This is a genomic window from uncultured Anaerovibrio sp., assembly GCF_947302755.1.
Taxonomy (GTDB): Bacteria; Bacillota; Negativicutes; order Selenomonadales; family Selenomonadaceae; genus Anaerovibrio.
On sequence record NZ_CAMYWM010000001.1, the window covers coordinates 34,974 to 59,294 of the forward strand.

Genomic DNA, 24,321 nt, shown 5'->3' on the forward strand with positions numbered 1-24,321 from the left:
TGTGCTATGATGTAACATACTGACAGAAAATTTTCCCCATAAGCAAGCTGACAACCACCTGGCTTTCATCAGCCCTTACGCGAAATCTAAAGCTCATCTCTATCTTTCAGATTTGATGAACTGAGATTTCTTGGTAAAAATGAGGAAAATTTTAAACAATTGCGTTATACTATATTTTGAGATGGAATAGGAGGTCCGCAGAGTGCTTACGGTTTTAATGGTAATGGATGCATTGGTAGCCATCGTGCTGATCGGTTCAGTACTGGCCCAGTCACCAAAGTCGGCCGGTATGGGCCTGGGCGGCGGCAGTGATACCGTATTCAGCAGCAATGCCCGGGGTATGGATGCACTGCTGGCACGGGTGACGATAGTCTTTGCAATTCTCTTTGCAGTGGTTACGCTGGTTATTGCGAAGATGACCATGTAGGTTTGACACCAAACGCTTACTATCCATCATAGAATGTATGGTAGATAGTGGGCGTTTTTTATTTAACGAAAGGATTACCAATATGATTATTAACGGCGGCGAGCCTTTCTTTTTTAAGGGGGGGCCACATGGCATACTTTTAATCCACGGCTTCACCGGGGTACCGGCGGAAATGCTGTTATTGGGCCGATATTTAAATGAACAGGGCTACACGATACTGGGGGTTCGCCTGGCGGGCCATGGCACCACCACGGAGGATATGGCCCATATGACCGCAGAGGATTGGTACGACTCTGTGTGCGATGGTTATTCCATATTGGCGTCCTTTTGCGATAAGGTGTCTGTGGTAGGTCAGTCCATGGGCGGCCTGTTGGCCATTATTTTGTCGGCCAATGCCCAGGTTAAATGCTGCTGCAGCCTGGCGGCTCCGATTTATATTCACGAGGATAAGCAGCTGTACCGCCTGCCGGCTAGGGAGTATTGCCAGAATAAATATTGGCCGAAAAAGAAGCGGATGAATTTTGATGTTCCCCAGGTGTGCAATGCCTCCTATGGGGAGTATCCGATGATGTCCGTCCATGAGCTGCTGGATCTTATTGACAGAACCAAGCGGGAGCTTCCCCGGGTGAAATGCCCTATGCTGGTGGTGCACAGCCACAATGACCACACGGCCAGGGACCGCAGTGCCAACAAGATATACGATTTGTCGGGGAGCTATGAAAAGGAGCTGGTGTGGCTGGAGGAGTCCGGTCATTTGATAACCATCGGCAGTGAGCGGGACAAGGCCTTTGAGCTGGTGGATGAGTTTATTAGGGAGCATTCATAAGAGACATAATAGACAGAGGACTGTTGTATACTAACTTTCGATAGAGGCATTGCTTTCAGCAGGGACTCAGGGCTAAAACTATTGTTTTGCTTTCAATTAGTCAGCAAGAAAAATCCAAACTCGCTTCGTCCTTATAGGACTCGCTCAAACAGTGGATGTTTTCTCGCTGTGTAAGTATGCAAAAAATAGTTTCTTTACGCCCATCGCCCAACGCTTCAAGCAATTGCCTCTATCAAAGTAATATATGGCAGTGGACTGTTGAGTTGAACATTTAGTCTCAGTGCGTTAAGAAACTTTTTATTGCTATACCTTGATTATAGTGGTAAAAATCATTTGTTTGAGCGAAGCGAGTTATGATTTTTGCCACTATATAAAAACAAGAAAAAGTTTTAGTACTGAGACGGCGTGAAACGCAACACTCTACTGCCAATATAAAATACATTTGACGAAAGATATATTATGAAGAGAAAATTACAATATAAAAAAATAGATAAAAAAATAAAGCAGGTAAAAAATAAAATAACCAATAGGGAGCCGGAGGCGGAGGAGCTGGTTACCGGTGTGCTGTCCCTGTCCAGCCGGGGCTTTGGCTTTGTTACCCCGGAGGGGAAGCAGAAAAATGAGGAGGATATCTTCATTGGGAAAAGCGGCCTTCATACTGCCATGAACGGTGACACCGTGCAGGTGCGCCTGTTTCCCCAATATGCTGTGACCCCAGGCCGTTCCAAGGAGGGGGAGGTATATAAGGTTATCGAGCGGGCCAACAGTAAGATTGTAGGTATTTTTGCGGCCAGCCGGAAATTTGGCTTTGTATCCCCGGATGATACCCGGATTAGGGAGGATATTTATATTCCTGAGGGTCAGTTTATGGGGGCCACCACTGGTGACAAGGTGGTGGTGGAGGTTACCCAGTGGCCGGAGAATGGCCGCAAGGCCGAGGGTCATGTGGTGGAGGTATTGGGCAAGGCCGATGCCCCTGGGGTGGATATTCTATCCATTATGCGCCATTACGAGCTGTCCGAGACCTTCCCGGAGGCGGTACAGCAGGCGGCCGGCAATGTGGAGCAGTCCATCAATGCGGAGGACCATATCGGTAAAAATGGCCGGGAGGACCGCCGCCATTTGAAAATTGTCACCATTGACGGGGAGGATGCCAAGGACCTGGATGATGGTGTCTATGTGGAAAAGCATGAGGATGGCAGCTTCTTTCTGGGAGTCTACATTGCCGATGTCAGCTGGTATGTCCGGGAAAATCAGCCCCTGGATATTGAGGCCCAGGCCCGGGGCACCAGTGTGTACCTGGTGGATCGGGTGGTACCAATGCTGCCCAAGGAGCTGTCCAATGGGATATGCAGCTTAAACGCCGGGGTGGATCGCCTGTCCATGGCCTGTGAAATGGAAATAAGTCCGGAGGGCCGGGTGACCAAATACAAAATCCTGCCGGTGGTGGTGCATGTATACCGCCGCCTGACCTACACACTGGTCAACAAGATTTTGGTGGAGCGGGACAAGGATTTTTGTAAGGACAATGAGGATATATTACCCCTTCTCTACAATCTGGAGGAGGTCCGTAACGCCATGTACAGCTATCGTCACAGACGGGGAGCCATAAACTTCGAGGTGCCGGAAATAAAGGTGAAGCTGGATGAAAAGGGCCGGGCTGTGGGGCTGAAGAAGCGGGTCAGCAATTTGGGCGAGTCCATTGTGGAGCAGTGTATGCTGGCGGCCAATGAAACGGTGGCGGAGCACATGTGCCGCCGGAAGCAGCCATTTATGTACCGTATCCATGAGCAGCCGGAGCCAGGCAAAATAGAGGCACTAAATCAGCTGATGATGACTTTTGGACTGCGTTTGCGGACGAGTCAGGATGGAAGTATTCGGCCCAAGGATTTGCAGATTGCCTTGGAAAAAATCGCCGGCAAGCCGGAGGAGAAAATATTGAGCACCGTCTCCCTGCGCTCTATGCAGCAGGCCCGTTATGCGGCGGAAAATGAGGGCCATTTTGGCCTGGCGGCAGAATATTATACCCATTTCACCTCGCCAATCCGTCGTTACCCGGATCTGATAGTTCACCGTTTGCTGCGGGAAAGCTTCCCTACCGGGTCTATTCCCAAGGAGCGGCGGGAGCAGCTGATAAACAAGCTGCCGGAAATGGCGGATCACGCCTCCAAACGGGAGCGGATAGCCGTAGCGGCGGAGCGTGATACCACGGATCTGAAGAAGGTAGAATACATGGAGCAGTTCGTGGGGGATGCCTTTGAGGGGGTTATCAGCAGCGTCACCGGCTTTGGCTTTTTCGTGGAGCTGGATAATGGCGTAGAAGGGCTGGTGCACATGACCAGCTTACAGGATGATTACTACGATTACGTGGAATCCCGTTATGCGCTGGTGGGCAATCACCATCACCGCAGCTATCAGCTGGGGGATACGGTGGAGGTTATTCTGGTGCGGGCCAGCGTGGAGGAAAAGGCCCTGGACTTCGTGGTAAAGGATAACTGCGATTCCAGAGCCCTTAATATGGCCAATTCCGCTGACCGGCGGGCTGGGGAAGAAGCCGGAAAGGCAACCGAGGCAGCAGGCCGGAGTGGCAGAGGGGCCCACAAGGGCGACAAAGGGCCCGCTAAGTCGGATAAAAAAGCCGCCAAGAAAAAATTCGACCGCAAAAAGCCGGCTAACGCTAAAAAAGCCAAGGCCAAGGAGAACAAGGCCAAGACGGCTGTCACCGCCTCCAAACCGAAAAAGAAAACCAAAGTGTCCAAGCGCAACAAGCACGACCACAAGGCCGTAAAGCGCAAAAAGGATATTATTGTCGAAATATAAAGTATAACGCCTTCTTCTATTTTTATTTGGCCTTCCCCTTGCGACGCGAATGAAATGAGCTAGTCCCTTTAGGGGAGGGGAAGCACCCAAGGGTACTAGGAGCAAAGCTCCGTCGGTGTCCCGTCGAAGACGGTGGATGAGGTGTAACAGAAAGGTAACTAATGGGAAGAAAAAATCAAGGCATAAAAATAGTCTGCGAAAACCGTAAGGCCCGTCACGATTATTTTATCCATGACACATTTGAGGCCGGGCTGGTGCTGCAGGGAACCGAAGTAAAATCCCTGCGGGCGGGCAAGGCCAATCTTAAGGACAGCTACGCCGAAATCAAAAATGGCGAAATATTCATCGTGAATATGCATATCAGTCCCTATGACCATGGGAATATTTTCAATCACGACGAACGCAGGCCCCGCAAGCTATTGATGCACAAACAGGAAATAATTAAATTATTTAGTAAGACCCGGGAGAAGGGTTTTACCATAGTTCCGTTGAAAATATACTTTGTCAAGGGCCGGGCCAAAATCGAAATCGCCCTGGCCAGTGGTAAACACAACTTTGACAAACGCCAGGACCTGAAGGACAAGGCCGTAAAGCGTGATGTGGAACGGGAATTGAGAGGGAAAGGATAATTGTCGCTTCAAATAATAAGCACCCCTTCCGTCAGCCCAAGGGATGCCACCGATGGAGCCTTGCTCCTAGTAACCTTGCTGTCACAATCCCTTTCCTTGCCTCCCTCGGGGGAGGTGCCCGGAGGGGGTAACAATTTTTAAGGAGGGTTTTTTGATGTCAAAAAATATAGCAGTACTAACCAGCGGTAACGACTGCCCAGGCATGAACGCCTGTATCCGGGCAGTGGTACGCACCGCAGTTCATCAGGGCGCACGGATTTGGGGCGTTCATAACGGCTACAGAGGCCTGATTAACGACGAAATCGAAGAGCTGAACACCCGCAGCGTCGGTGACATGATACAGCGGGGCGGCACCTTTTTGGGCATTGCCCGCAGCGGTGAATTCTTTGAAGAGGAGGGCCGCCGTCAGGGGTATGAAAACCTGATAAAGCACGGTATCGACGGCCTCATTGTCATCGGTGGCAGCGGCAGCATCAAGGGAGCCGCTACCATGAGCAAGGAATGTGGCATGCCGGTTATCGGCATTCCTGGCACCATTGAAAACGATGTATGGGGCACCGACTACACTATTGGCTCCGATACAGCAGCCAATACAGTGGTGGATGCCATCAACAAGCTCCGGGATACCGCCTGTGCCCATCGCCGTATCGTCCTTATCGAGGTAATGGGCAAAACCTCCGGCTGGCTGGCCATGACGGCTGGCATTGCCGGCGGTGCCGAGTATGTATTGGTGCCTGAAACCAAATCCAATATCGACCAGATTTGTGCCGAAATCCGGGAGGACTACGCCAAGGGTAAAAAATACAGCCTGCTGGTAGTAGCCGATGGTGCCCTGAAGGGCATGGGGGTCACCACCACGGAGCTGGGCAAGCAGATTCAGGAAAAAACGGAAATCGATACCCGGGTGACGGTGCTGGGCCACATCCAGCGGGGCGGCTCCCCAACAGTGGAGGACCGCATCAACGCCAGCATGCTGGGTGAAAAGGCCGTCCTGGCCATGCTGGAGGGCAAGCAGGACGTGGTAGTAGGCTTCGATACCGGCGTAGTAGTAGAAATTCCAATAGACGAAGCCACCAACAACCGCAAGACCCTGGATACAGAGTTCATAAGACTCTCCAAGGTACTGGCTTAATAGTTCGCAAAGTGATATTTTTCATATAAGAATTATCAGATAAAGACTTGTCGCATTACATTTGGTTTGTCATGCGACAAGTTTATCTGTTTTTAGTTTTGAATAAAATACCATAGGGCATTTTTTTTACCAACTAAGTTTGACTACAGTCATTTATGATAGTATAATCACAGTGAATTATAGCTATATCTTTGTGGAGGAAAATTGAATTGAAAGTTGTGACAATTAAAGACTTTAGTTCATGGTCTCTTTATGATGGATTTGCTGAGGGTAGTGGACGTAGCGAGAAGGTTTGGTTGCAATCCTCTTCAGGCCGAATAGGCTTATTTAAATATCCCAAAACTGATGAAAACAATATAAGCAATACTACAGAGCATGTATCTGAACATTTGGCATATTGTTTAGGACTTTGTTTGGGAATTCCTATTGCTGAAGTAGATATCGGTGTATATAAAAATCGTATTGGGTGTATGAGCTATTTAATTAATGGCAAACATGAGTCAATTGTTGAGGCTGCTCTGTTCATTAGTGGGTTTCATTCAGATTATGACTTGAATGAAATGATGGAAAAAGAGTCGGGGCGGTATTATTGCTTAGAACATGTATTTGAAGTGACAGCATTACCTCATATGAAATATCAAGCAATTCAAATGATGGTATTTGACTTTATAATTGGCAATTCGGATAGACATCAAAATAATTGGGCAATGATAATTAAACATGACAAGGCAAATAAACCAGTAGATTGGAAATTTTGTCCACTGTATGATAATGGATCATCGCTGTGTTGTTATGTTGATGATTCGGCTGTGGATGAATATCTTGGCAGAGATAGGAATCGTTTTGAATCGCTAGTTAATTCGAAGTCAAGGTCTATGATACGAATTGACGGTAATACCAAGAAGAGGCCAACGCATACGGAGATGGTAAGGCATTTATTGATGAATTATTCTGACACTGGGAAAATTGTGGATGATTTTTTAGGGAAATTATCAAATGAAAGAATTAATTTGTTATTAGATTCGTATGAAAATGTGTTGTCTATTCGTAAAATTGAGTTAATAAAGAAGTTTTTGATTAGAAAGCTAGAAATATTATCTCACTTGAAAGATGGTGGTTAATAATGGAAGCAAAACAATATTTGTATTTGGTATGGAAAGATCCTATTAGTAGAAGAAATTACACGGTTGGTAAGTTGTCAAAAGGAAGCGAGTATACATTTGAGTATTGTGGTGAGTACCTGCAAGCCAAAGACGTAGGTTGGGATTATATTAAGTCATTTCCTAACGATGAAACATATCATAGTAAAGTGCTTTTTCCAGCTTTTTCTAGTCGTCTACCCGATAAAAAAAGAAAAGATATTGTTTCTGTTTTAACTAAATATGGTTTATCTGAATATAATGGTTTTGATTTGTTGAGAAAAAGTGGTGGAAGGCTACCAATCGATAATTATGAATTCGTTGAACCAATTGTTTTTTGTGATAATGTTGCAATTAAGGAATTTTATGTTGGTGGGATTAGGCATGTTAGTAAGTGTTTTGGGAAAGACTGTCGATCTTTACCCAAATTAAGTGGAGGTACGCAGTTAAATTTAGTACCGGAACCAAATAACGAGTATGATACTAATGCTGTACTAGTTAAAACTATAGACGGAAACAGTGTTGGATATGTACCTAGGTACTACAGTAAAGATGTTACATCCTTTTTGAAAACAGATGGAAAGTATGAATGTGTAGTATTAGAAAAAAATAACGAAAAGAATTGTCAAGACTGTGTGAAAGTTAAATTGGTAATGTCAAAAGTATAATGAGTATTAAAACTGTGTTTGAACTCTTATTGCAGCAAATTGTTTAATAGGGTGCTGACATATACAGAAGATGAATTTGACAGACTATTTGTGTCTGTACATAATAAATAATTTTACACCCACATTTTTCCTTTTATTTTTCAGACTCATATCATATAATTAACCCAGATATCCGTTTTGAGCGATTTTTTTAATATTGTGTGTATTGATTGGAGTGGATCGAAATGAGATTTTTCAAGTGTGATTTGTGCGGCAACATTACTACGGCCCTGACTGATGTAAAGGGGCCTTTGTCCTGCTGTGGTCAGGGGATGACCGAGCTTATCCCTGGCACCACTGATGCCGCTCAGGAGAAGCATGTACCGGCTGTTACGGTGGAGGGCAACAAGGTCGCCGTCAAGGTGGGCAGCGTGGAGCATCCAATGACGGACGCCCATTACATTCAGTGGATTGTCATTGAAACAGACAAGGGCTGCCAGATGAAGAAGCTGACTCCACAGGACAAGCCAGAGGCAGAGTTCCTGCTGCTGGAGGGAGAGAAGCTGGTGGCCACCTATGAGTACTGCAACCTCCATGGTTTGTGGAAGGCCTGATGATACACAAAGGCTTGTTGTATAACATCATAAATAATTAAACGCTAAAGAACCGGTAAATGGGTTGCTCTCATTGGCCGGTTCTTTTATTGTGGCATAGGCTAATGAAATATACATCATCATGTTGAATATGTATGTAGACTATGGTAAAATGGCTTTTAGGTTTTATACGAAAATAATTTTTGGAGGAAAAAATTTGCAGGAAGAAACAAAACATAATTCCTCAGCCTTTCGTCACTATACCCATGTGCTGGTGTTCATGGCGGTGGATTATGCAGCCGTGGTGCTGGCCCAGCTGCTTTCCTATCAGCTGTGTATTTTGAACGGCAGGGTATTGGCCAAATCCTTGGTATTTTCACCAGAATATCAATACATATATATACCAGTCATCTTTATCCTTTGTATCGGTACCAATCACGGCTACCGGTTCAATCGCCCATCCATGGAATTTAGCCGGGATGTGTTCAAGGGCGTAGTATTTGGTATAATTATGTGCGGTATTCTGCTTTTTGCTATGCATGAAAGCCTGTTGGTATCGAGAGCCTATGCGGCCTTTGTGTCAGTGTCGGTGATGCTGCTGGTGGCAGTTTTTCGTTATGGCATACTAAAGAAGTTGAAAACCATGCCTATATTAAAGGAAAATCTTCTGATTATCGGTGCAGGAAAAACGGCTGAACGAATAAAAAATTACTTTGATAATGATATAGTATATAGGTATAATGTAGTAGGTCTTTTGGACGATCATCCAATATCCGAAAAGCTGGCGGAGGAATATCCTTTGCTGGGGGGAATTGATGACTCTATTGAAGTGATACAGCGGGAGGAAGTAAAGTCTGTATTGGTAGCCATTCCGGGCATGGAGCATGAACGGATGAACGTGTTGCTGGCGGATATTCGTCCCTATGTGCGCAATATCCTCTTTGCCCCTGACTTGGTGGGCACCCCTATGGGGCGGGTTCATATTCATACCCTGTTCAGTCAGCAGATCACTCTTATCAAGAGCTATAACGATATGTCCAGAACCTGGAATAAATTCGTCAAGCGGTCCTTTGACCTTATCAGCACCACTATCAGTCTGCCAATTATAATTCCGGTGTTGACTATTTTGGGAATTATTATAAAATTAGACTCAAAGGGCAGTGTATTTTACAATGCAGAGCGCATGGGTGAGGGTGGCAAAAGCTTCACCTGCTATAAGTTCCGCTCCATGTACACCGATGGTGATGAACGGCTGAAAAAATATCTGGCCGAAAATCCTGAGGCGGCGGCCGAGTGGAAGGAATTCGCCAAGCTGCGAGGCTATGACCCCAGAGTCACCAAATGTGGCAAGTGGATGCGCCGCCTGAGCCTGGACGAGTTTCCCCAGCTCATAAACGTGCTGGAGGGCACCATGAGCCTGGTGGGACCAAGACCATATCTGCCACGGGAAAAGGCGGATATAGGTGCTGACCTTGATACCATCATTTTGTCCAAGCCGGGAATTACCGGCTTTTGGCAGGTAAACGGCCGCAATGATGTGTCCTTTGCCGCCAGGGTGGCCATGGATGTATGGTATGTAAACAACTGGTCCTTTGCCAGGGATATTATGTTCCTGCTGAAGACGGTAAAAATAGTGTTTGATAAAAATGGAGCTTACTGAACGGAGAAATATTATGAAAAAAAAGCTATCGACAATGATAATGGCCTGCCTGCTGGGAGCCAGTGTGGCGGTAGGCAGCTACGGCAGTATGGCCCAGGCAGCCCCGGTTTCCGAGGATAAAGTGGTGGTTGTTACCGATGACAGTGGCGTGTTTAAGGTGGCTAAAATTAGACCGGAAAGAATAATGGAAGAATATAGACTGTTCAAGAACGATACCATTGAGCTGATGGCCCTGGGACAGCATGACAGTGCTGTTGACAAGGAAATAAGAGTAGGTGTGGATGGTATGGTCCAGGTGCCATACGCCGGTAATGTGAAGCTGGTGGGTCTTACCCTTGATGAAGCTAAAGAGCTTATTCATAAAAAATTAAGCAGATACTTTAAGATACCAGAATACTATATTATTTTAAAATCCTATGGGCCCAGGAAGGTCTATGTAATGGGAAATGTGGTAAATCCAGGTATAAAGGATATGTCGGTAGATAATATGAACGTTTATGCGGCGATTTCCAGTGCCGGCGGAGTGGATAAACGGGGCCGATCCAAGCATGTCCAGATTCTTCGCCAGATAGATAATGCCCTGTATTTTAAGGAAATAAGTCTGGATGGATTTGTGAAGCAGCATGATTTGACTCAGAATATAGCCCTGGAAGACGGTGACATAGTGTATGTACCAGACTCCGGCAAGGTGGTATGGAGCGAGGACATCGCACCATATGTCAGCATTTATTCGGTATACAGATCTATAACACGATAAATTTGCACCTATTTAAGCCTTCCCCTCTGGGGAAGGTGTCAGCGCAGCTGACGGATGAGGTTCATGCCCAACGGGAGTACTCAAATGGCACCCCCATTAACTAGCCTTTCCCTCTGGGGAAGGTGGCACACAAAGTGTGACGGATGAGGTTTGCCTCCGAAGGGAACTCATTTCTAATTGATAATCAATTTAAAGGAGCACGGAAATGAACGACAAGCTTAAAGATGATGATGAAATAGAGATTGATCTGGGAAAACTCTTTGGCATTATTTTGGATAGAAAAAAAATAATGGGTGGTATCGTGGCAGTTTGCACCATTATTGCTATGGTTATTTCCCTCATTATACCCCCAACCTTTGAATCCAATACTTTGGTGCAGACTAATAGTTCTGGTAAATTGGATATATCCGGGGCTTCGGCAGCCATGGCTATGTTTGGAGTAAGTTCTGGTGCTTCATCACCAACTATGAACTATATGGAAATGATGAAATCCCGTACAGTATTAGAACCAATTATGGACCAGCTGGAGGATATTACCCCAGAACAGCGGGAAAAAATGACAGCGCAGGGTTTTGCCAAGGGTAATCTTAATATAGAAAATGTTAAAGGAACTAACCTGATAAACGTAACTGGAAAGGGGCGTACTCCAGAGGAAGCTCAGATGATTTCTTCCGCTGTGGTGGAGAATTTCTTGAAGCTGATGACGGAGATGAACCAGAGCAGTCAGTCCTTTATGGTAAAATTCCTCAATGAACGCATAGCTACAGCCAAGAAAGAGTCGGATGAGGCTTCGGAAAAGCTGGAAAAATATGCCAGGGAGCATAAGGTATATGTACCAGAGGATCAGACCAAGGCTATGCTGGAAAGGGAAGCAATTTACAATAAAACCCTGGGAGAGTTAATAGTACATCAGCAGGCGGCCAGTGCAAAAATTGAGGCAGTCAGCAGTGAGCTGGGCAAGCAGAATGCCAATTTAGCTGCATACAATGTGGCTGATGGTGATGTGGTGGTAGCATTGCGGAATAAGATTGCGGCCCAAGAGGTAGAAATCGTCAAGCTGGAGCAAAAATATACCGAAGAGCATCCAGACCTGATAAGTGCCAGAGCCCAGCTGACTTCCTTGCGTGATAATTTGTCCCAGGAGGTGGCAGCTGCTGTAGCCAGTGGAACGGTCTCTATGAACCCAACCCAGGCAGCCTTGGTACAGGCTCAGGCCATGGCCCAGGTAGATATGGCAGTGGCCAAGGCCAGTGAAGAGGCTGTACGGGCCCAGATGGAAAAGGCGGATGCCGATATGGCCCAGCTTTCCGAAGATGCTTTGGCATATGTAAAACTGCAACGTGAGGCTGGGATAAAAAATGAGGTCTATGTGGCTTTGGTAAAGCAAAGTGAGCAGTCACGTATTCAGGCTACCATGGAAAGTATGGATATTCAGATAATAGATAAGGCCAATCTGCCAATTCAGAAGAGTGCACCAAGGAGAAAGCTTATTACATTAGGTGGTATGGGTATTGGCCTAGTGGTTTGCCTAGTTTATGGATTTTGGCTGTATAGGAAAGAAGAAATGTAAGCCATGGCCTATCAGCATAAAATCGACAAAAATCAAATACCAAGTTGCAACATATTGGGCGTAAATATTGCAGCTATAAATATGGACTGGTTACTAGGATTTATTCACAAAAATATAGAAAATCTTTCAGGAGATTATATGTGTGTAAGCAATGTACACACGACAGTTACCGCTTATGAAGATTCAAAATATCGTGACGTTCAAAATGGCGGTATTATGGCTATTCCAGATGGTGGACCTCTATCTACTGTTGGTAGGAAACGTGGGTATAAAGAGATGACACGCACTACAGGCCCAGATTTTTTAAAAGCTATTTTAGAGGTTAGTCCCGAAAAAGGGTATAAACACTTTTTTTACGGCTCTACCAATGAAACTTTAGAAAAACTGCGGGTAGAAATTAATAAAAGTAATCCTGGGGTAGAAATTGTTGGCATGTATAGTCCTCCATTCCGCCCACTGACTGAAGATGAGGATGTACAAATAATTAAAGTCATAAATAAAACAAAGCCCGATTTTATATGGGTTGGAATAGGAGCACCAAAGCAGGAACAATGGATGGCTCAACACCAGGGGAAAGTACATGGTTTTATGGTAGGTGTAGGTGCGGCCTTTGACTATATGGCTGGCAACATAAAGAGGGCTCCAGCTTGGATGCAAAGGAACAATTTGGAATGGTTATACAGGTTGGCACAAGATCCCGTAAGACTTTTTAGGAGATATTTAGTGACTAATAGCAAGTTTGTATGGAATGCAGTGATAAGGGGAAAGTAATGATGAATATTGCAGTGGCTGGAACAGGATATGTAGGACTTTCCTTAGCGGTATTACTAGCACAGCATAATCATGTTGTGGCTGTAGATATACTACCAGAAAAGGTAGAAAAAATTAATAAAAAAATCAGTCCAATTCAAGACGAGTATATTGAGAGTTTTTTAGCAGAAAAAAAATTGGATTTAATAGCTACTACGAATGGAGAAGAGGCTTATAGTAATGCTGATTATGTAATTATAGCCGCACCAACCAACTACGACGCACAGAAAAATTTTTTTGATTGTAGTGCAGTAGAGTCAGTTATCGATTTAGTATTAAAGAGTAGCGGTACTGCTATAATGATAATAAAGTCTACGATTCCAGTTGGTTTTACGGAAGGTATAAGGAAAAAATTCAATACAGATAGGATATTGTTTAGTCCGGAATTTCTTAGAGAATCAAAGGCACTGTATGATAATCTCTATCCCAGCCGTATAATTGTGGGTTGTGATGCTGCCAGCAGAGATAAGGCGACAGTTTTTGCAAAGCTCCTACAGGAAGGAGCGAAAAAGAAAAATATTGATACTTTATTTATGGGATTTACAGAAGCGGAAGCAGTAAAACTCTTTGCCAACACTTACCTTGCTCTGCGGGTAAGTTATTTTAATGAACTTGATACTTATGCTGAGCAAAAGAATCTGTCTACTACTGACATAATTAAGGGCGTTTGTTTGGATCCAAGAGTTGGTGATTTCTATAACAATCCAAGCTTTGGTTATGGTGGATATTGTTTACCGAAAGATACTAAACAGTTATTAGCCAATTACGCTCATGTACCACAAAATATGATAACGGCCATAGTGGAAAGCAATAGAACACGCAAGGATTTCATTGCTGATCAGGTGTTGAAAAAAGCTGGTTACTATGATTATTACAGTCGTGGAGATTATAGCCAAGATAAGGAAAAGGATTGTGTTGTTGGTGTTTATCGACTGACCATGAAAAGTAACTCAGATAATTTCCGGCATTCTGCTATACAAGGTGTGATGAAACGTATTAAAGCCAAGGGAGCTACCGTAGTGGTGTATGAGCCTACATTGGAGGATGGCAGTACCTTCTTCGGCAGTAAAGTTGTTGGTGACTTGAAAAAATTTAAGGATGTGAGCCAGTGCATTATTGCAAATAGATGTGACAAATGCCTGCAAGATGTGGCTGATAAGGTTTATACCAGAGATATTTTTTACAGAGATTGAATAAAACGATGGGGATATAACTTATGAAAATAATGCCAAATAGAATGGACAGAGGTTTCTTTAAATACCAAAAAGAATTTGAGAACAAGGCCTTAGCGGTTTTGCGTTCAGGTTGGTATGTTCTGGGAAAAGAAGTGTCATCCTTTGAAGAAGAGTTTGCTTCATATGTTGGTACTAAATATTGTGTAGGTTTGGCTTCTGGGTTGGATGCTCTTTGGATAGCCTTTAGACTACTCCACATAGGGGCTGGCGATGAAGTTATTGTTCAGGGCAATACCTATATTGCATCTGTTATGGGGATAACCATGAATAGTGCAACACCGGTATTTGTGGAACCAGATGAACATTATGGTATGGATCCATTGGAAATTGAGAAGAATATTACCAGCAAGACCAAGGCAGTGTTGGTGACGCACTTGTATGGTATGGCTTCACGTATGGATGAAATAGTTGCAATATGCAAAAAGCACAAATTGCGCCTTGTGGAGGACTGTGCACAGTCCCATGGAGCAAAATTTAATAACACTATGACGGGAAGTTTTGGTGACATAGGTTGTTTTTCTTTTTATCCTTCAAAAAATTTGGGGGCTTTCGGTGAAGGTGGAGCCATTACCACCAATGATGAAGGCATTGCCAAGGCATGTAAGGTGTTTAGGAACTACGGTTCTCAGAAACGTTACTATAACGAGGTGGTTGGCACCAATTCCAGGCTGGATGAATTACAGGCTGGTTTGCTGCGGGTAAGATTATCTCACTTGCAAGATTTAACAGAAGAAAGAGTTAAATTAGCTCAAAGATATGATGAAGGAATTAATAATCCAATCATAAAAAAACCAGTACTTGCTAATGGAGCTACTGGTGTGTGGCATCAATATGTTATTTCTTGTGAAGCAAGGGAGAGATTAATTGATTATTTAAATGATAAGGAAATTGGCACCATCATCCATTACCCTGTACCACCGCATCTTCAGGAATGTTACCAATATTTGGGTCACCAAAAAGGCGATTATCCGATTACAGAAAAAATTGCAAATATAGTATTGTCCATCCCAATGTATAACGGCATGACTGATGAAGAACAAGATTATGTAATAAATGCTATAAACGATTTTAGATAAAAATATGGGAGAGAATAATGACTTTAAAGGATAGATGTAGGGTAATACAGTTCGCTGATTTTGGTGACGAACGTGGAAAGTTGGTAGTTATAGAAGGCAATCAGGCTATTCCCTTTAAGATTAAGCGTGTATTTTATATTTACGATTCTGATTCTACTGTCGTTCGTGGTCAGCATGCCAATAAGGAATCTGAGTTTGTTTTAATTAATGTTGCTGGGCAGAGCAAGGTAAGAATAACTGACGGCAAAGAAGAATTCATTGTGGAACTCAATAAACCGATGATGGGGGTATATATTCCAAAGATGATATGGAAGGATATGTATGATTTTTCATCAGATTCAGTGTTGTTGGTACTGGCTAGCACCCATTATGACGGCAAGGAATACATTAGAAATTATGATGATTATCTAAAAATTATGGGAGAAATCCATGATTAATTTTTGCACTTTATTTGACAGCTACTACTTGGATAAAGGTATTGCTTTGTATAAATCATTGGAGCGTGTTAGTGATGATTTTACACTGTATATTTTCTGTTTTGATAATAAGTCTTTTGAGGTATTAAATAAGCTGAACTTTAAACATGCGGTGATTTTACATCATTCCAGTTTTGAAACTCCTGAACTTCTGGTGAAGAAAGCTGAGCGCTCAAAAGCGGAATATTGCTGGACCTGCACATCGGTAATTATTGAATATGTACTGGATAATTTTGATGTTGATTCCTGCACTTATCTGGACTCAGATTTATATTTTTATCATGATCCACAAATTTTATTTGATGAAATATGGGAAGCTAATGCAGATGTGGTAATAGTAGAGCATAGATTTAAAAATAATGCCTATGGCAAAAAGCTGGAAGAACGAAATGGTAAATACTGTGTTGAATTTAATTATTTCCGGCAAACGGATAAATCCCGCAAGATACTCAACTGGTGGAAGGAAAGATGTTTTGAGTGGTGCTATGACATTCCTGAGCTGGACAGAATGGGTGACCAAAAGTATTTAAATAAGTTCAAGGAATTGTTTACCGGAGTTCACGAATTACAGTATTTAGGAGGCGGTGTGGCCCCCTGGAATCTGGAGCAATACAATTTAAAACAACAAAATGGTTATAACATCATAATGAATGACAATAAAATGGGAGATTTTCATTTGGTGTTTTATCATTTCCAGAATATAAGGTATTTGCCTGGACGAAAAGTCAATATAAAATCCCAGACCAAAAACAAGAAATTGAAATATGCCATATATATTCCTTATTTAACAGAAATTGAGGACATACGGCAGATGTTGATTAAGGAATATGGTTTATCCTATTCAGATAAAGGAATAGTAAGGTCAAGTAATCCAATAGTTGGTTTTCTGCAAAAACATTTTGCAGCATTCAAGGTTCAGACGTGGTCTGATGTGATTGATTTGGATAAACTTGAAAGTTACAACTATTAAAGTTATTTAGGTGATAAATTTGAAGAAAATTGCAATTATCTCAGCTATTAATACAAATTATGGAACTTTACTTCAAGCCTACGCCACACAGCAGGAATTACAAAAGTTGGGATTGGATACAGAAATTTTTTACTATACCAGTGATCCAATCAAACAGTTTTATAGGGTGTTTAACTTACCATTTCTTGTTACCAAGCTAAAGGCACTTAATGTGCGACTGGCGACCAAGCTTTGGCATCCGGAGATTTACAAGGAAATTTTGGTTAGGGAAAAAGTCTTTATGGATTTTAGACTTAATAAACTGAGAATTTCATCCAAAATATCTTCAAAGGAAGAACTTAAGAATAAGGTTATAAACTATGATGGTGTGGTTTTGGGCAGTGATCAGGTCTGGAATCCGCAGAATTTAGAGATGGATTACTACACTTTGAATTTTGTTCCGGATAATATTCCAAAGATTACCTATGCACCAAGCTTTGGCGTAGATATAATCCCTGACTCTCAGATAAAAAAAACAAGGGAATACTTATCACGAATAGAATATATTTCTGTTCGTGAAATGGCTGGCAGTAAAATAGTGAAGTCCATTACAGGCAGAGATGTACCAACGGTATGTGATCCAACTGCATTGCTTACCAAGGAACAATGGGACAACATGAAATCGGCTAAGAAATACACAGATGATAAATATATTTTTTGTTATTTTCTGGGGGCAAACAAACAGTACAGGAAATTTGCCAATGAAGTTACCAAATTGACTGGGTATAAATTAATTGCTATACAGCATATGGATGAATTTGTCAAAGATGATCTGAACTTCGCAGATATAAAGCCATATGACGTGGATCCTGCTGACTTTGTAAATTTGGTGGCCAATGCAGAGATGGTATTGACTGACTCCTTCCATGGCACTATGTTTTCCATTTATTACAGTATTCCATTTTTTACATTCAATTATGATATTCAGGGAAGCAAAAATTCTGTAAATTCACGTATTGATTCAATAATGAAGATTTTAGATATTGGCGATAGGCGATTTACCGGTACTGAAGACGTAGCTGAATGCCTAAAAATGGGTATTGATTGGAATAAGATTCATTGTAAGTTGGATGATTTTAGAAAAACATCCGAAAGCTATCTTATCAACGCATTGAGGTCAGCCAATTTGTTGGAGAATACCAAATGATAACAATTTACAAGAGAGAACAATGTTGTGGCTGTGAGGCCTGTGCCAATATTTGTCCTAAAGATTGTATCGAAATGGAAGCCGATAACGAGGGCTTTTTATACCCTCATGTTGATGAAAATAAATGTATTTCCTGCGGACTATGTGAGAGGGTCTGCCCATTCATAAACACCAATTTATCTAATGGAGTCAATCAGGGCCTTGCTATGCAGGCGAAAGACAAAGAGCTCCTAAAGGAATGTGCCTCTGGGGGTGTTTATAGTGTGCTGGCTAAGGAAATTACCTCTGCGGGGGGATATGCTATTGGGGCAAGCATTAATAATGATACCGTAAAACATACTGTACTTAATGATTCAATATCTGTGGTATCCCACTCATCCAGTAAATACTCCCAGTCTAGAACATTCAGCATTTACAAGGAAACTAAACAATTATTGGAACGTTATCCAAATCATAAAGTGCTGTTTTCCGGAACCCCTTGTCAGGTATTAGCCCTAAAGAATTATTTGGGGCATGAATATAATAACTTATATACCATTGATGTGGTATGCGCCGGAGTAATGTCACCGAGAATATTGTCTGACTATGTTCATTATATGGAAGGGCGAAAGGGTAGCAAAATTTCTAAGTTAAACTTTAAATTCAAAGAGTATGGATATGCTTCCTTTACAACAAAACTGTTGTTTGACTGCGGGGATGAGTATTCACGAAGTAGACTTACGGATTACCTTATTAAGGTTTTCACTGCCCATATTGCGGACAGGCCATCCTGTGGTGCTTGTTTGGTCAAGGGAGACAAACGGGCTTCGGATATTTCTATATTTGACTGCTGGCATTTTGTTGAGCTCACAGGCAAAGATGATAATGATTTAGGACATACCAATGTGTTGGTAAGAACCGCCAAGGGACAAGAATTGCTGGAAACATATAAGAATTGTTTTGATATGTATGATGTAAATTGGCAGGAAGCCATACATTGGGATGGCAATATGGTTTATGGTATACAAAAGCACCATCCCAAAAGGCAGGAGTTTTTTTACCATCTAAATGAAGGCGGGCTTGAATATGCCATACAAAAAGTTATTCCTGTAACTTGCAGCGATAAAATCAAAGAAAAGTTAAAGCGGCCATTATATAAAATTGGTTTAATAAAGCTAGCTGGTCGTATTAACAAAAAATATTTTAGTTAAAAGGAAGGAAACTAAGTGTTAGCACCTGTAGTGATATTTGTATATAACCGGCTTGAGCATACCCAAAGGTTGGTAGAATCCCTGGCTAAAAACACGCTGGCAGCCGAGTCGGAGATTTTCATATTTTCTGATGCAGCTAAAAATGATAATGCCAAGCAAAAGGTAGATGCAGTCAGGGAATATATAAAAGCGTTGGAGCAGAGCAAAGATTTCAAAAGCGTTAAGGCAATATATGCTGAAAATAATCAAGGATTGGCTAAGTCAGTAATATCAGGTGTAGACAGGATTATCCAAGAGTACGGGAAAGTAATAGTACTGGAAGATGATCTAGTGTTATCCCCACATTTTTTGGAATTTATGAACCAATCACTGGAAAAATACCAAAAAGAACCACGAGTTTTTTCTGTATCTGGTTTTAGCCGGGATATTGAATATTTACGTAATCTGGATGTGGATATGTATTTTGCGGTTCGTGCCCAAAGCTGGAGTTGGGGAACTTGGTTAGACAGGTGGGAAAAGATTGACTGGGATGTTAAGGATTACAACAAGTTTAAGTATAGCCTATCTGCTCGATCGGCTTTTAATGCCGGCGGAGATGATATGTCTAGTCTGTTAGATCGACAGCAGTGCGGAAAAATCAATTCTTGGGCCATAAGATTCTGTTATGCCCAGTATAAACAAAATGCTTACACTGTGCAGCCACGGGAAACCTTGGTGGGAAACTGTGGTCAGGATGGAAGCGGCACTCACTGCAACTATGTTCGTGAGAAGTCTGAATTGTCTCAGGAAGCAAAATGGGATTTGCGACCATTTAGTGAAGACACAGAGATAAATGCCGAATTAAAAAGAACCAGGAAAAAAATTCCATGGTGGAAGTTGTTGGGAAGTTATTTGTTTTTTGTGGTATTAAAGAGGAAGGTTCCGTTTGTATAGTACTATTAAGTTTTTGCAGGGGAGTGTATTTTAATGAGTGAAAATGTTTTAGGAGGGGGAATTCGTAGTGGTATAAAAACCATTTTATCCACGTTGTCTCCCAAATTTACGACATATTTAATGTATTTATATAATTTCAGAAGGTTGCCGGATTTTGATAATCCCAAGGATATTAATGACTGGCTGCAAAAGCTAAAGCTTGGCGAATATTATCACAATCCTGTTATTACCCAGTGTGTAGATAAATATCGGGTGCGTGATTACATAATTAATAAAGGATTGAAAAAAATTTTGCCTGATTTGTATGTAGGCGGAATAGAAAATCCTGATGAATTGCGGTCTTATTGGGAGAAATTCCCTGACGCCTTGGTAATTAAATGCAATCATGGCTGTGGTTACAATATGCTTATTAATGATAAACGCAGTGTTAATATGGATGATGCGATAAGTCAGTTAAAAGAATGGTTAGAAGAAGACCATTGGAAGAAATATTGTGAGCCTCAGTATATGGACGTAAAGAAATGTGTTTTGGCCGAGGAGTATCTGGGAGATGAAATAAAGACTTACAAATTTTATTGTTTTAATGGAGAGCCAAAGGTGCTGTACGTATCAGCTAATGGAGCAAATGGCGAAAAGGATTTATACCTTGATTATTTTGATATGGATTGGAACTGGATGGATTTAACTTTAGAAGGGCATTTGCATAACCAAGATGGATACGAAAAACCAGTATGTTTTGATGAAATGATAAAAGTTTCAAGGATACTGGCAAAGGATTTTCCATTTGTTCGAGTAGATTTGTATGATGTGGCTGGAAAAGTATATTTTTCAGAGTTGACATTCATTCCTACTGGTGGAAATATGAAACTTACCCCAAGCAAGTATTTGATAGAGTGGGGGGAGTGGATGAAAAAGTAGGGATTTTGGGAAAAATGGTGGAGAATAGTAAATAAAATGATTTTAAAGATGAAGAATATAAATAAGTTGACAAGTGAACATAAGAGTCCTCTTTTATACATTTGGATATTTATATTAGTTTATCTTATGTTATCAGAGACGGCAGTTTTGGAAGTTTTATCCAATTATAACGGATATGTGACGTTTGCTACAATTCTCGTTTGCACTTTGTTTGAAGTTATAAATAACTATAGTTATTCAAAAACAGAATTTATGTTTGCTGTTTTTGTTATAGTCCTTTTTTTTCAAGGTGTTTTTTTGGGACATATATCTATTATGGCAGAAATCTTTTTTTATTTATTTGTTTTGAGAAAGGTAAATAAAAAGCAACTTGTTAGAACTACTTTGTATACCATAATTGTTGTATTATTTTTTGTTGTGGTGTTATGTGCCTGCCAAATAATACCTGATACTATTGTGTTAATAGATGGGCGACTAAGATTTTCATTGGGCTTTTTATACCCGTCAAAATTACAAACTTACTTGATGCTTGTTATATTTTTGTGGATTAATGCTGGTTTTAGTCGTAAAAATCATATAAAAGGACTTGTGTTACTAAATCTAATAGTGATTACTTGTTTCCTATTCACAGATGCTAAGTATCCATTCTATATTAGTTTAATGGTGTCTATATTGTCAGTACTTTCTATATTGGTTCCTTGCCGGATAAAAAAAGGAGAACTAATACTATATCTTTTTGCGATGCTTGTACCACTTATGCCGGCTGTTTTGTCATTTATTTACAATCCAAACATTAGGTTTTTAGTTAAGCTCAATGAGCTATTAACTGGGCGTTTGTCTTTATCGCTGGCTGCAATTTCATATAGGACATTATTCTTTTTTAATTATGCGCCTAATATAAGTGTTCAGCAAGGTACTGAAGGTATATATGGTTACCTAGATAGTGGATATTTATATGTTATGTACAATTATGGGATATATTTGTTTATAGCGGTTGTCCTACTGGTATTAATAGCTATTTACGGAGCAATGAAGAAAAAAGACGATCAGTTTATTATAATTATTGTAGGTACAATAGTTTATTCAATGTGGTATGGACATGTGATAACTTATCTTCAGTATTCGATTCCGATATTACTATGTACATTTTATATTCCCTGGAAAAGAAGGGTTAGACGTTTTTTATGTTAAATTTAAATAAAAGGAGCAAAAATGGCTAAAATAATTGCATTTTATCTACCACAATTTCATCCCATTAAAGAAAATGATGAATGGTATGGAAAAGGATACACAGAATGGAGAATTGTTGCTGCTACTAAAAAGCAATATAGAGGGCATTATCAACCACATATACCAGCTGATTTAGGTTTTTATGATTTGCGCTTAAAGCAGACATTAATAGAGCAGGTTAAACTTGCTAACCAGTATGGTGTCGATGGATTCTGCTATTGGCATTATTGGTTTGGTAATGGAAAGGAACTATTGGAGCAACCATTTAAAATGCTTTTAGCCGACAAAACTATAAAAATTGATTTTTCGCTCGCTTGGGCCAACCATTCATGGAACAAGAAAGGATGGAGCCCGAATGAAAAGGATGAATTATTAGTCTCACAGGAGTATTTGGGAAGGCAAGATTATGAAAAGCATTTTTACGCTTATTTAGATGCTTTTAAGGATCCAAGGTACACCAAAGTTGATGATAAACCTTTGTTTATCATTTTTTCACCATTAGCTTCTCCGCAGATAGAATGTTTTATAAATGTGTGGAGAGAATTGGCACATAAAGAAGGCATAGGTGATTTTTATTTTGTAGGACATGATATTAATGGGATGAATAAAGCGCAGATTCTTAATATTGGTTTCGATGCTGTGTATGATGATAGGATGTTAGAAATTAATAATCGTCAAAATAATGTAATGAAATTTCTTAGAAAAATAAAAAGAGAGGTTCTTCATTGTCCCGTGGTATTTGATTATAAAGATGCAATTAAATACATGGTTACAGATGATAGTATTGCAGAGGATATAATACCTACTGTTGTGCCAAATTGGGATCATACTCCGAGGGATGGTGGCAAAGGGATAATCTTAGATAATTGTAAGCCAGAATATTTTGAGTTATTGCTAAATAGTGCAATAAAAAATATCAAAAATAAACCACAGTCCAAGCAGATAATTTTAGTAAAATCTTGGAATGAATGGGGAGAAGGTAATTATCTTGAGCCAGATATGAAATATGGCAAAGGATATCTGAAGGTAATACAAAAGGCAAGAAAAGAGAATGGATTATAGTTTGAGTAAGTGAGATAAGGATAGTATAATGACAAAAAGGAAAATTTTTGAGAAATGTATATGGTGGTTGCCTATCTCCCATATCAGTAAATTCAAATTGAGCAGAGTTGTTAATATTATATACAACACCATAAGTGGGAATAGCAGGCGTAATGGTAATGTTCCTATCATAGGGTGTAATAGCAATTATGGTCATGAATATTGGATAAAAAAGTATTCGAAATGGAAACATCCAGTTTATGGCGTAATTGAACATGGAGTGTATTTTGGTCGAAATACGAATATGGTAGGAGATGCTAGAGATTATTTATTAAAGAAAATTATTACTTTTGGTGATTATCGAGAGGAAACTCTTGGAATGGCATTTCCAGAACATAGTGTTATTAAGATTGGACCAAGAATAGCATATGCCGAAACGGATAGCAAATTTTTAAAGCAGCTTGAGGAAGAGGCTAAAGGTGAAAAAGTCTTGACATTATTTCCAGCTCATTCTCTAGAGAATTTTAAGTGTGAATATGATGTTGATTATTTAATTTCTCAAGCTAGAAATGTTATGGTTAAATATAAACTAAAGCGGTTAAGAATTTGTTTAAAAGAACAGGATATGGTAAATGGCACAGCAGAACTATTTAATAGAATGGGGTGTACGGTTGTAACTGCGGGTGAGGCATCAATAGATTTTTTGCCTCGATTGAGAGCCATTATAGAAGCATCTGATGTGACAATGTCAAATTCTTTAGGAACACATTTAGGCTATTGCATTTATCTGCATAAACCGCATATTTTAATAAAACAAAATAGAACTCATACGGGATTAGGCAAAGATTTTGTAAAAGAATATGAAATATGCAAGTCACGCGAAAAACAATTTCAAAAAGAAGAAAAAATGTTCTTAAATTATTTTAGTTCTGATAATGCAATGTATATAACAGAGGAACAGTATGAATTATGTGACTATTATTGGGGCTTTCGACACGTAAAAAAGCCTTCAGAAATGTATAAAGCACTTGAGAGTCTTTACCGCAGCTAATATGA

At 40.9% G+C, this 24,321-nt stretch carries 23 protein-coding genes; all 23 read left to right on the top strand.

Translation table 11 applies throughout. The features are described from left to right. Positions 1-217 precede the first annotated feature (217 nt). The 23 genes from secG to Q0Y54_RS00285 all read left to right on the top strand — a co-directional run bounded on the left by secG (position 218) and on the right by Q0Y54_RS00285 (position 24,316). Entirely contained in the window at positions 218-427 is a 210-nt protein-coding gene (secG, locus tag Q0Y54_RS00175) for a preprotein translocase subunit SecG (RefSeq protein ID WP_297963040.1), read from the top strand. 37 nt (positions 428-464) lie between these two features. Continuing rightward, the gene (locus tag Q0Y54_RS00180; protein WP_297962965.1) at positions 465-1,253 is read left to right on the top strand and encodes a carboxylesterase; all 789 of its coding nucleotides are present in this window, start codon (positions 465-467) and stop codon (positions 1,251-1,253) included. A 456-nt stretch (positions 1,254-1,709) separates the two neighbouring features. Then, positions 1,710-4,073, top strand: coding sequence for a ribonuclease R (rnr, locus tag Q0Y54_RS00185; RefSeq protein ID WP_297963044.1), 2,364 nt, complete (start codon positions 1,710-1,712; stop codon positions 4,071-4,073). Positions 4,074-4,234: 161 nt separating this feature from the next. Beyond that, complete coding sequence (gene smpB / locus Q0Y54_RS00190; protein WP_297962967.1) at positions 4,235-4,702, top strand: SsrA-binding protein SmpB; 468 nt, start codon at positions 4,235-4,237, stop codon at positions 4,700-4,702. Positions 4,703-4,853: 151 nt separating this feature from the next. After that, a complete protein-coding gene (gene pfkA / locus Q0Y54_RS00195) occupies positions 4,854-5,834 on the top strand; it encodes a 6-phosphofructokinase (protein ID WP_297962970.1) in 981 nt (326 codons plus the stop codon). A gap of 218 nt (positions 5,835-6,052) precedes the next feature. After that, complete coding sequence (locus Q0Y54_RS00200; RefSeq protein WP_297963047.1) at positions 6,053-6,955, top strand: HipA domain-containing protein; 903 nt, start codon at positions 6,053-6,055, stop codon at positions 6,953-6,955. Between the two features lie 2 nt (positions 6,956-6,957). Next, positions 6,958-7,641 (top strand): HIRAN domain-containing protein, encoded by a 684-nt coding sequence (locus Q0Y54_RS00205; RefSeq protein ID WP_297962973.1) that lies wholly within the window; start codon positions 6,958-6,960, stop codon positions 7,639-7,641. Between the two features lie 218 nt (positions 7,642-7,859). Further along, positions 7,860-8,234 carry a desulfoferrodoxin family protein gene (locus Q0Y54_RS00210; RefSeq protein WP_297963050.1) on the top strand — a complete coding sequence of 125 codons (375 nt, stop codon included), beginning with the start codon at positions 7,860-7,862 and terminating at the stop codon, positions 8,232-8,234. A 196-nt stretch (positions 8,235-8,430) separates the two neighbouring features. Then, positions 8,431-9,873 carry an exopolysaccharide biosynthesis polyprenyl glycosylphosphotransferase gene (locus Q0Y54_RS00215; RefSeq protein ID WP_297962976.1) on the top strand — a complete coding sequence of 481 codons (1,443 nt, stop codon included), beginning with the start codon at positions 8,431-8,433 and terminating at the stop codon, positions 9,871-9,873. 13 nt (positions 9,874-9,886) lie between these two features. Further along, positions 9,887-10,630: a polysaccharide biosynthesis/export family protein gene (locus tag Q0Y54_RS00220; protein WP_297962979.1), complete on the top strand. Its 744-nt coding sequence runs from the start codon at positions 9,887-9,889 to the stop codon at positions 10,628-10,630. 205 nt (positions 10,631-10,835) lie between these two features. Beyond that, positions 10,836-12,200 carry a GumC family protein gene (locus Q0Y54_RS00225; protein ID WP_297962982.1) on the top strand — a complete coding sequence of 455 codons (1,365 nt, stop codon included), beginning with the start codon at positions 10,836-10,838 and terminating at the stop codon, positions 12,198-12,200. Positions 12,201-12,203: 3 nt separating this feature from the next. Beyond that, the gene (locus Q0Y54_RS00230) at positions 12,204-12,971 is read left to right on the top strand and encodes a WecB/TagA/CpsF family glycosyltransferase (RefSeq protein ID WP_297962985.1); all 768 of its coding nucleotides are present in this window, start codon (positions 12,204-12,206) and stop codon (positions 12,969-12,971) included. A 2-nt stretch (positions 12,972-12,973) separates the two neighbouring features. Beyond that, positions 12,974-14,203, top strand: a complete 1,230-nt coding sequence (locus tag Q0Y54_RS00235) for a nucleotide sugar dehydrogenase (protein WP_297963053.1) — start codon at positions 12,974-12,976, stop codon at positions 14,201-14,203. A gap of 23 nt (positions 14,204-14,226) precedes the next feature. Then, positions 14,227-15,321, top strand: a complete 1,095-nt coding sequence (locus tag Q0Y54_RS00240; RefSeq protein ID WP_297962988.1) for a DegT/DnrJ/EryC1/StrS aminotransferase family protein — start codon at positions 14,227-14,229, stop codon at positions 15,319-15,321. A gap of 17 nt (positions 15,322-15,338) precedes the next feature. Then, positions 15,339-15,758: an FdtA/QdtA family cupin domain-containing protein gene (locus Q0Y54_RS00245; RefSeq protein ID WP_297962991.1), complete on the top strand. Its 420-nt coding sequence runs from the start codon at positions 15,339-15,341 to the stop codon at positions 15,756-15,758. Further along, complete coding sequence (locus Q0Y54_RS00250; protein WP_297962994.1) at positions 15,751-16,767, top strand: glycosyl transferase; 1,017 nt, start codon at positions 15,751-15,753, stop codon at positions 16,765-16,767. The genes Q0Y54_RS00245 and Q0Y54_RS00250 overlap by 8 nt, the downstream gene beginning before the upstream one ends. A 19-nt stretch (positions 16,768-16,786) precedes the next feature. Beyond that, positions 16,787-17,953 (top strand): polysaccharide pyruvyl transferase family protein, encoded by a 1,167-nt coding sequence (locus Q0Y54_RS00255; RefSeq protein WP_297962997.1) that lies wholly within the window; start codon positions 16,787-16,789, stop codon positions 17,951-17,953. Beyond that, complete coding sequence (locus Q0Y54_RS00260) at positions 17,950-19,143, top strand: Coenzyme F420 hydrogenase/dehydrogenase, beta subunit C-terminal domain (RefSeq protein ID WP_297963000.1); 1,194 nt, start codon at positions 17,950-17,952, stop codon at positions 19,141-19,143. The genes Q0Y54_RS00255 and Q0Y54_RS00260 overlap by 4 nt, the downstream gene beginning before the upstream one ends. Positions 19,144-19,158: 15 nt before the next feature. Then, positions 19,159-20,076 carry a glycosyltransferase family 2 protein gene (locus tag Q0Y54_RS00265; protein ID WP_297963003.1) on the top strand — a complete coding sequence of 306 codons (918 nt, stop codon included), beginning with the start codon at positions 19,159-19,161 and terminating at the stop codon, positions 20,074-20,076. A 33-nt stretch (positions 20,077-20,109) separates the two neighbouring features. Further along, positions 20,110-20,994, top strand: coding sequence for an ATP-grasp fold amidoligase family protein (locus Q0Y54_RS00270; RefSeq protein ID WP_297963006.1), 885 nt, complete (start codon positions 20,110-20,112; stop codon positions 20,992-20,994). 36 nt (positions 20,995-21,030) lie between these two features. After that, positions 21,031-22,185: a hypothetical protein gene (locus tag Q0Y54_RS00275; protein WP_297963009.1), complete on the top strand. Its 1,155-nt coding sequence runs from the start codon at positions 21,031-21,033 to the stop codon at positions 22,183-22,185. 21 nt (positions 22,186-22,206) lie between these two features. After that, complete coding sequence (locus Q0Y54_RS00280) at positions 22,207-23,286, top strand: glycoside hydrolase family 99-like domain-containing protein (RefSeq protein WP_297963012.1); 1,080 nt, start codon at positions 22,207-22,209, stop codon at positions 23,284-23,286. A 97-nt stretch (positions 23,287-23,383) separates the two neighbouring features. Then, positions 23,384-24,316: a hypothetical protein gene (locus Q0Y54_RS00285; protein WP_297963015.1), complete on the top strand. Its 933-nt coding sequence runs from the start codon at positions 23,384-23,386 to the stop codon at positions 24,314-24,316. Positions 24,317-24,321 lie beyond the last annotated feature (5 nt).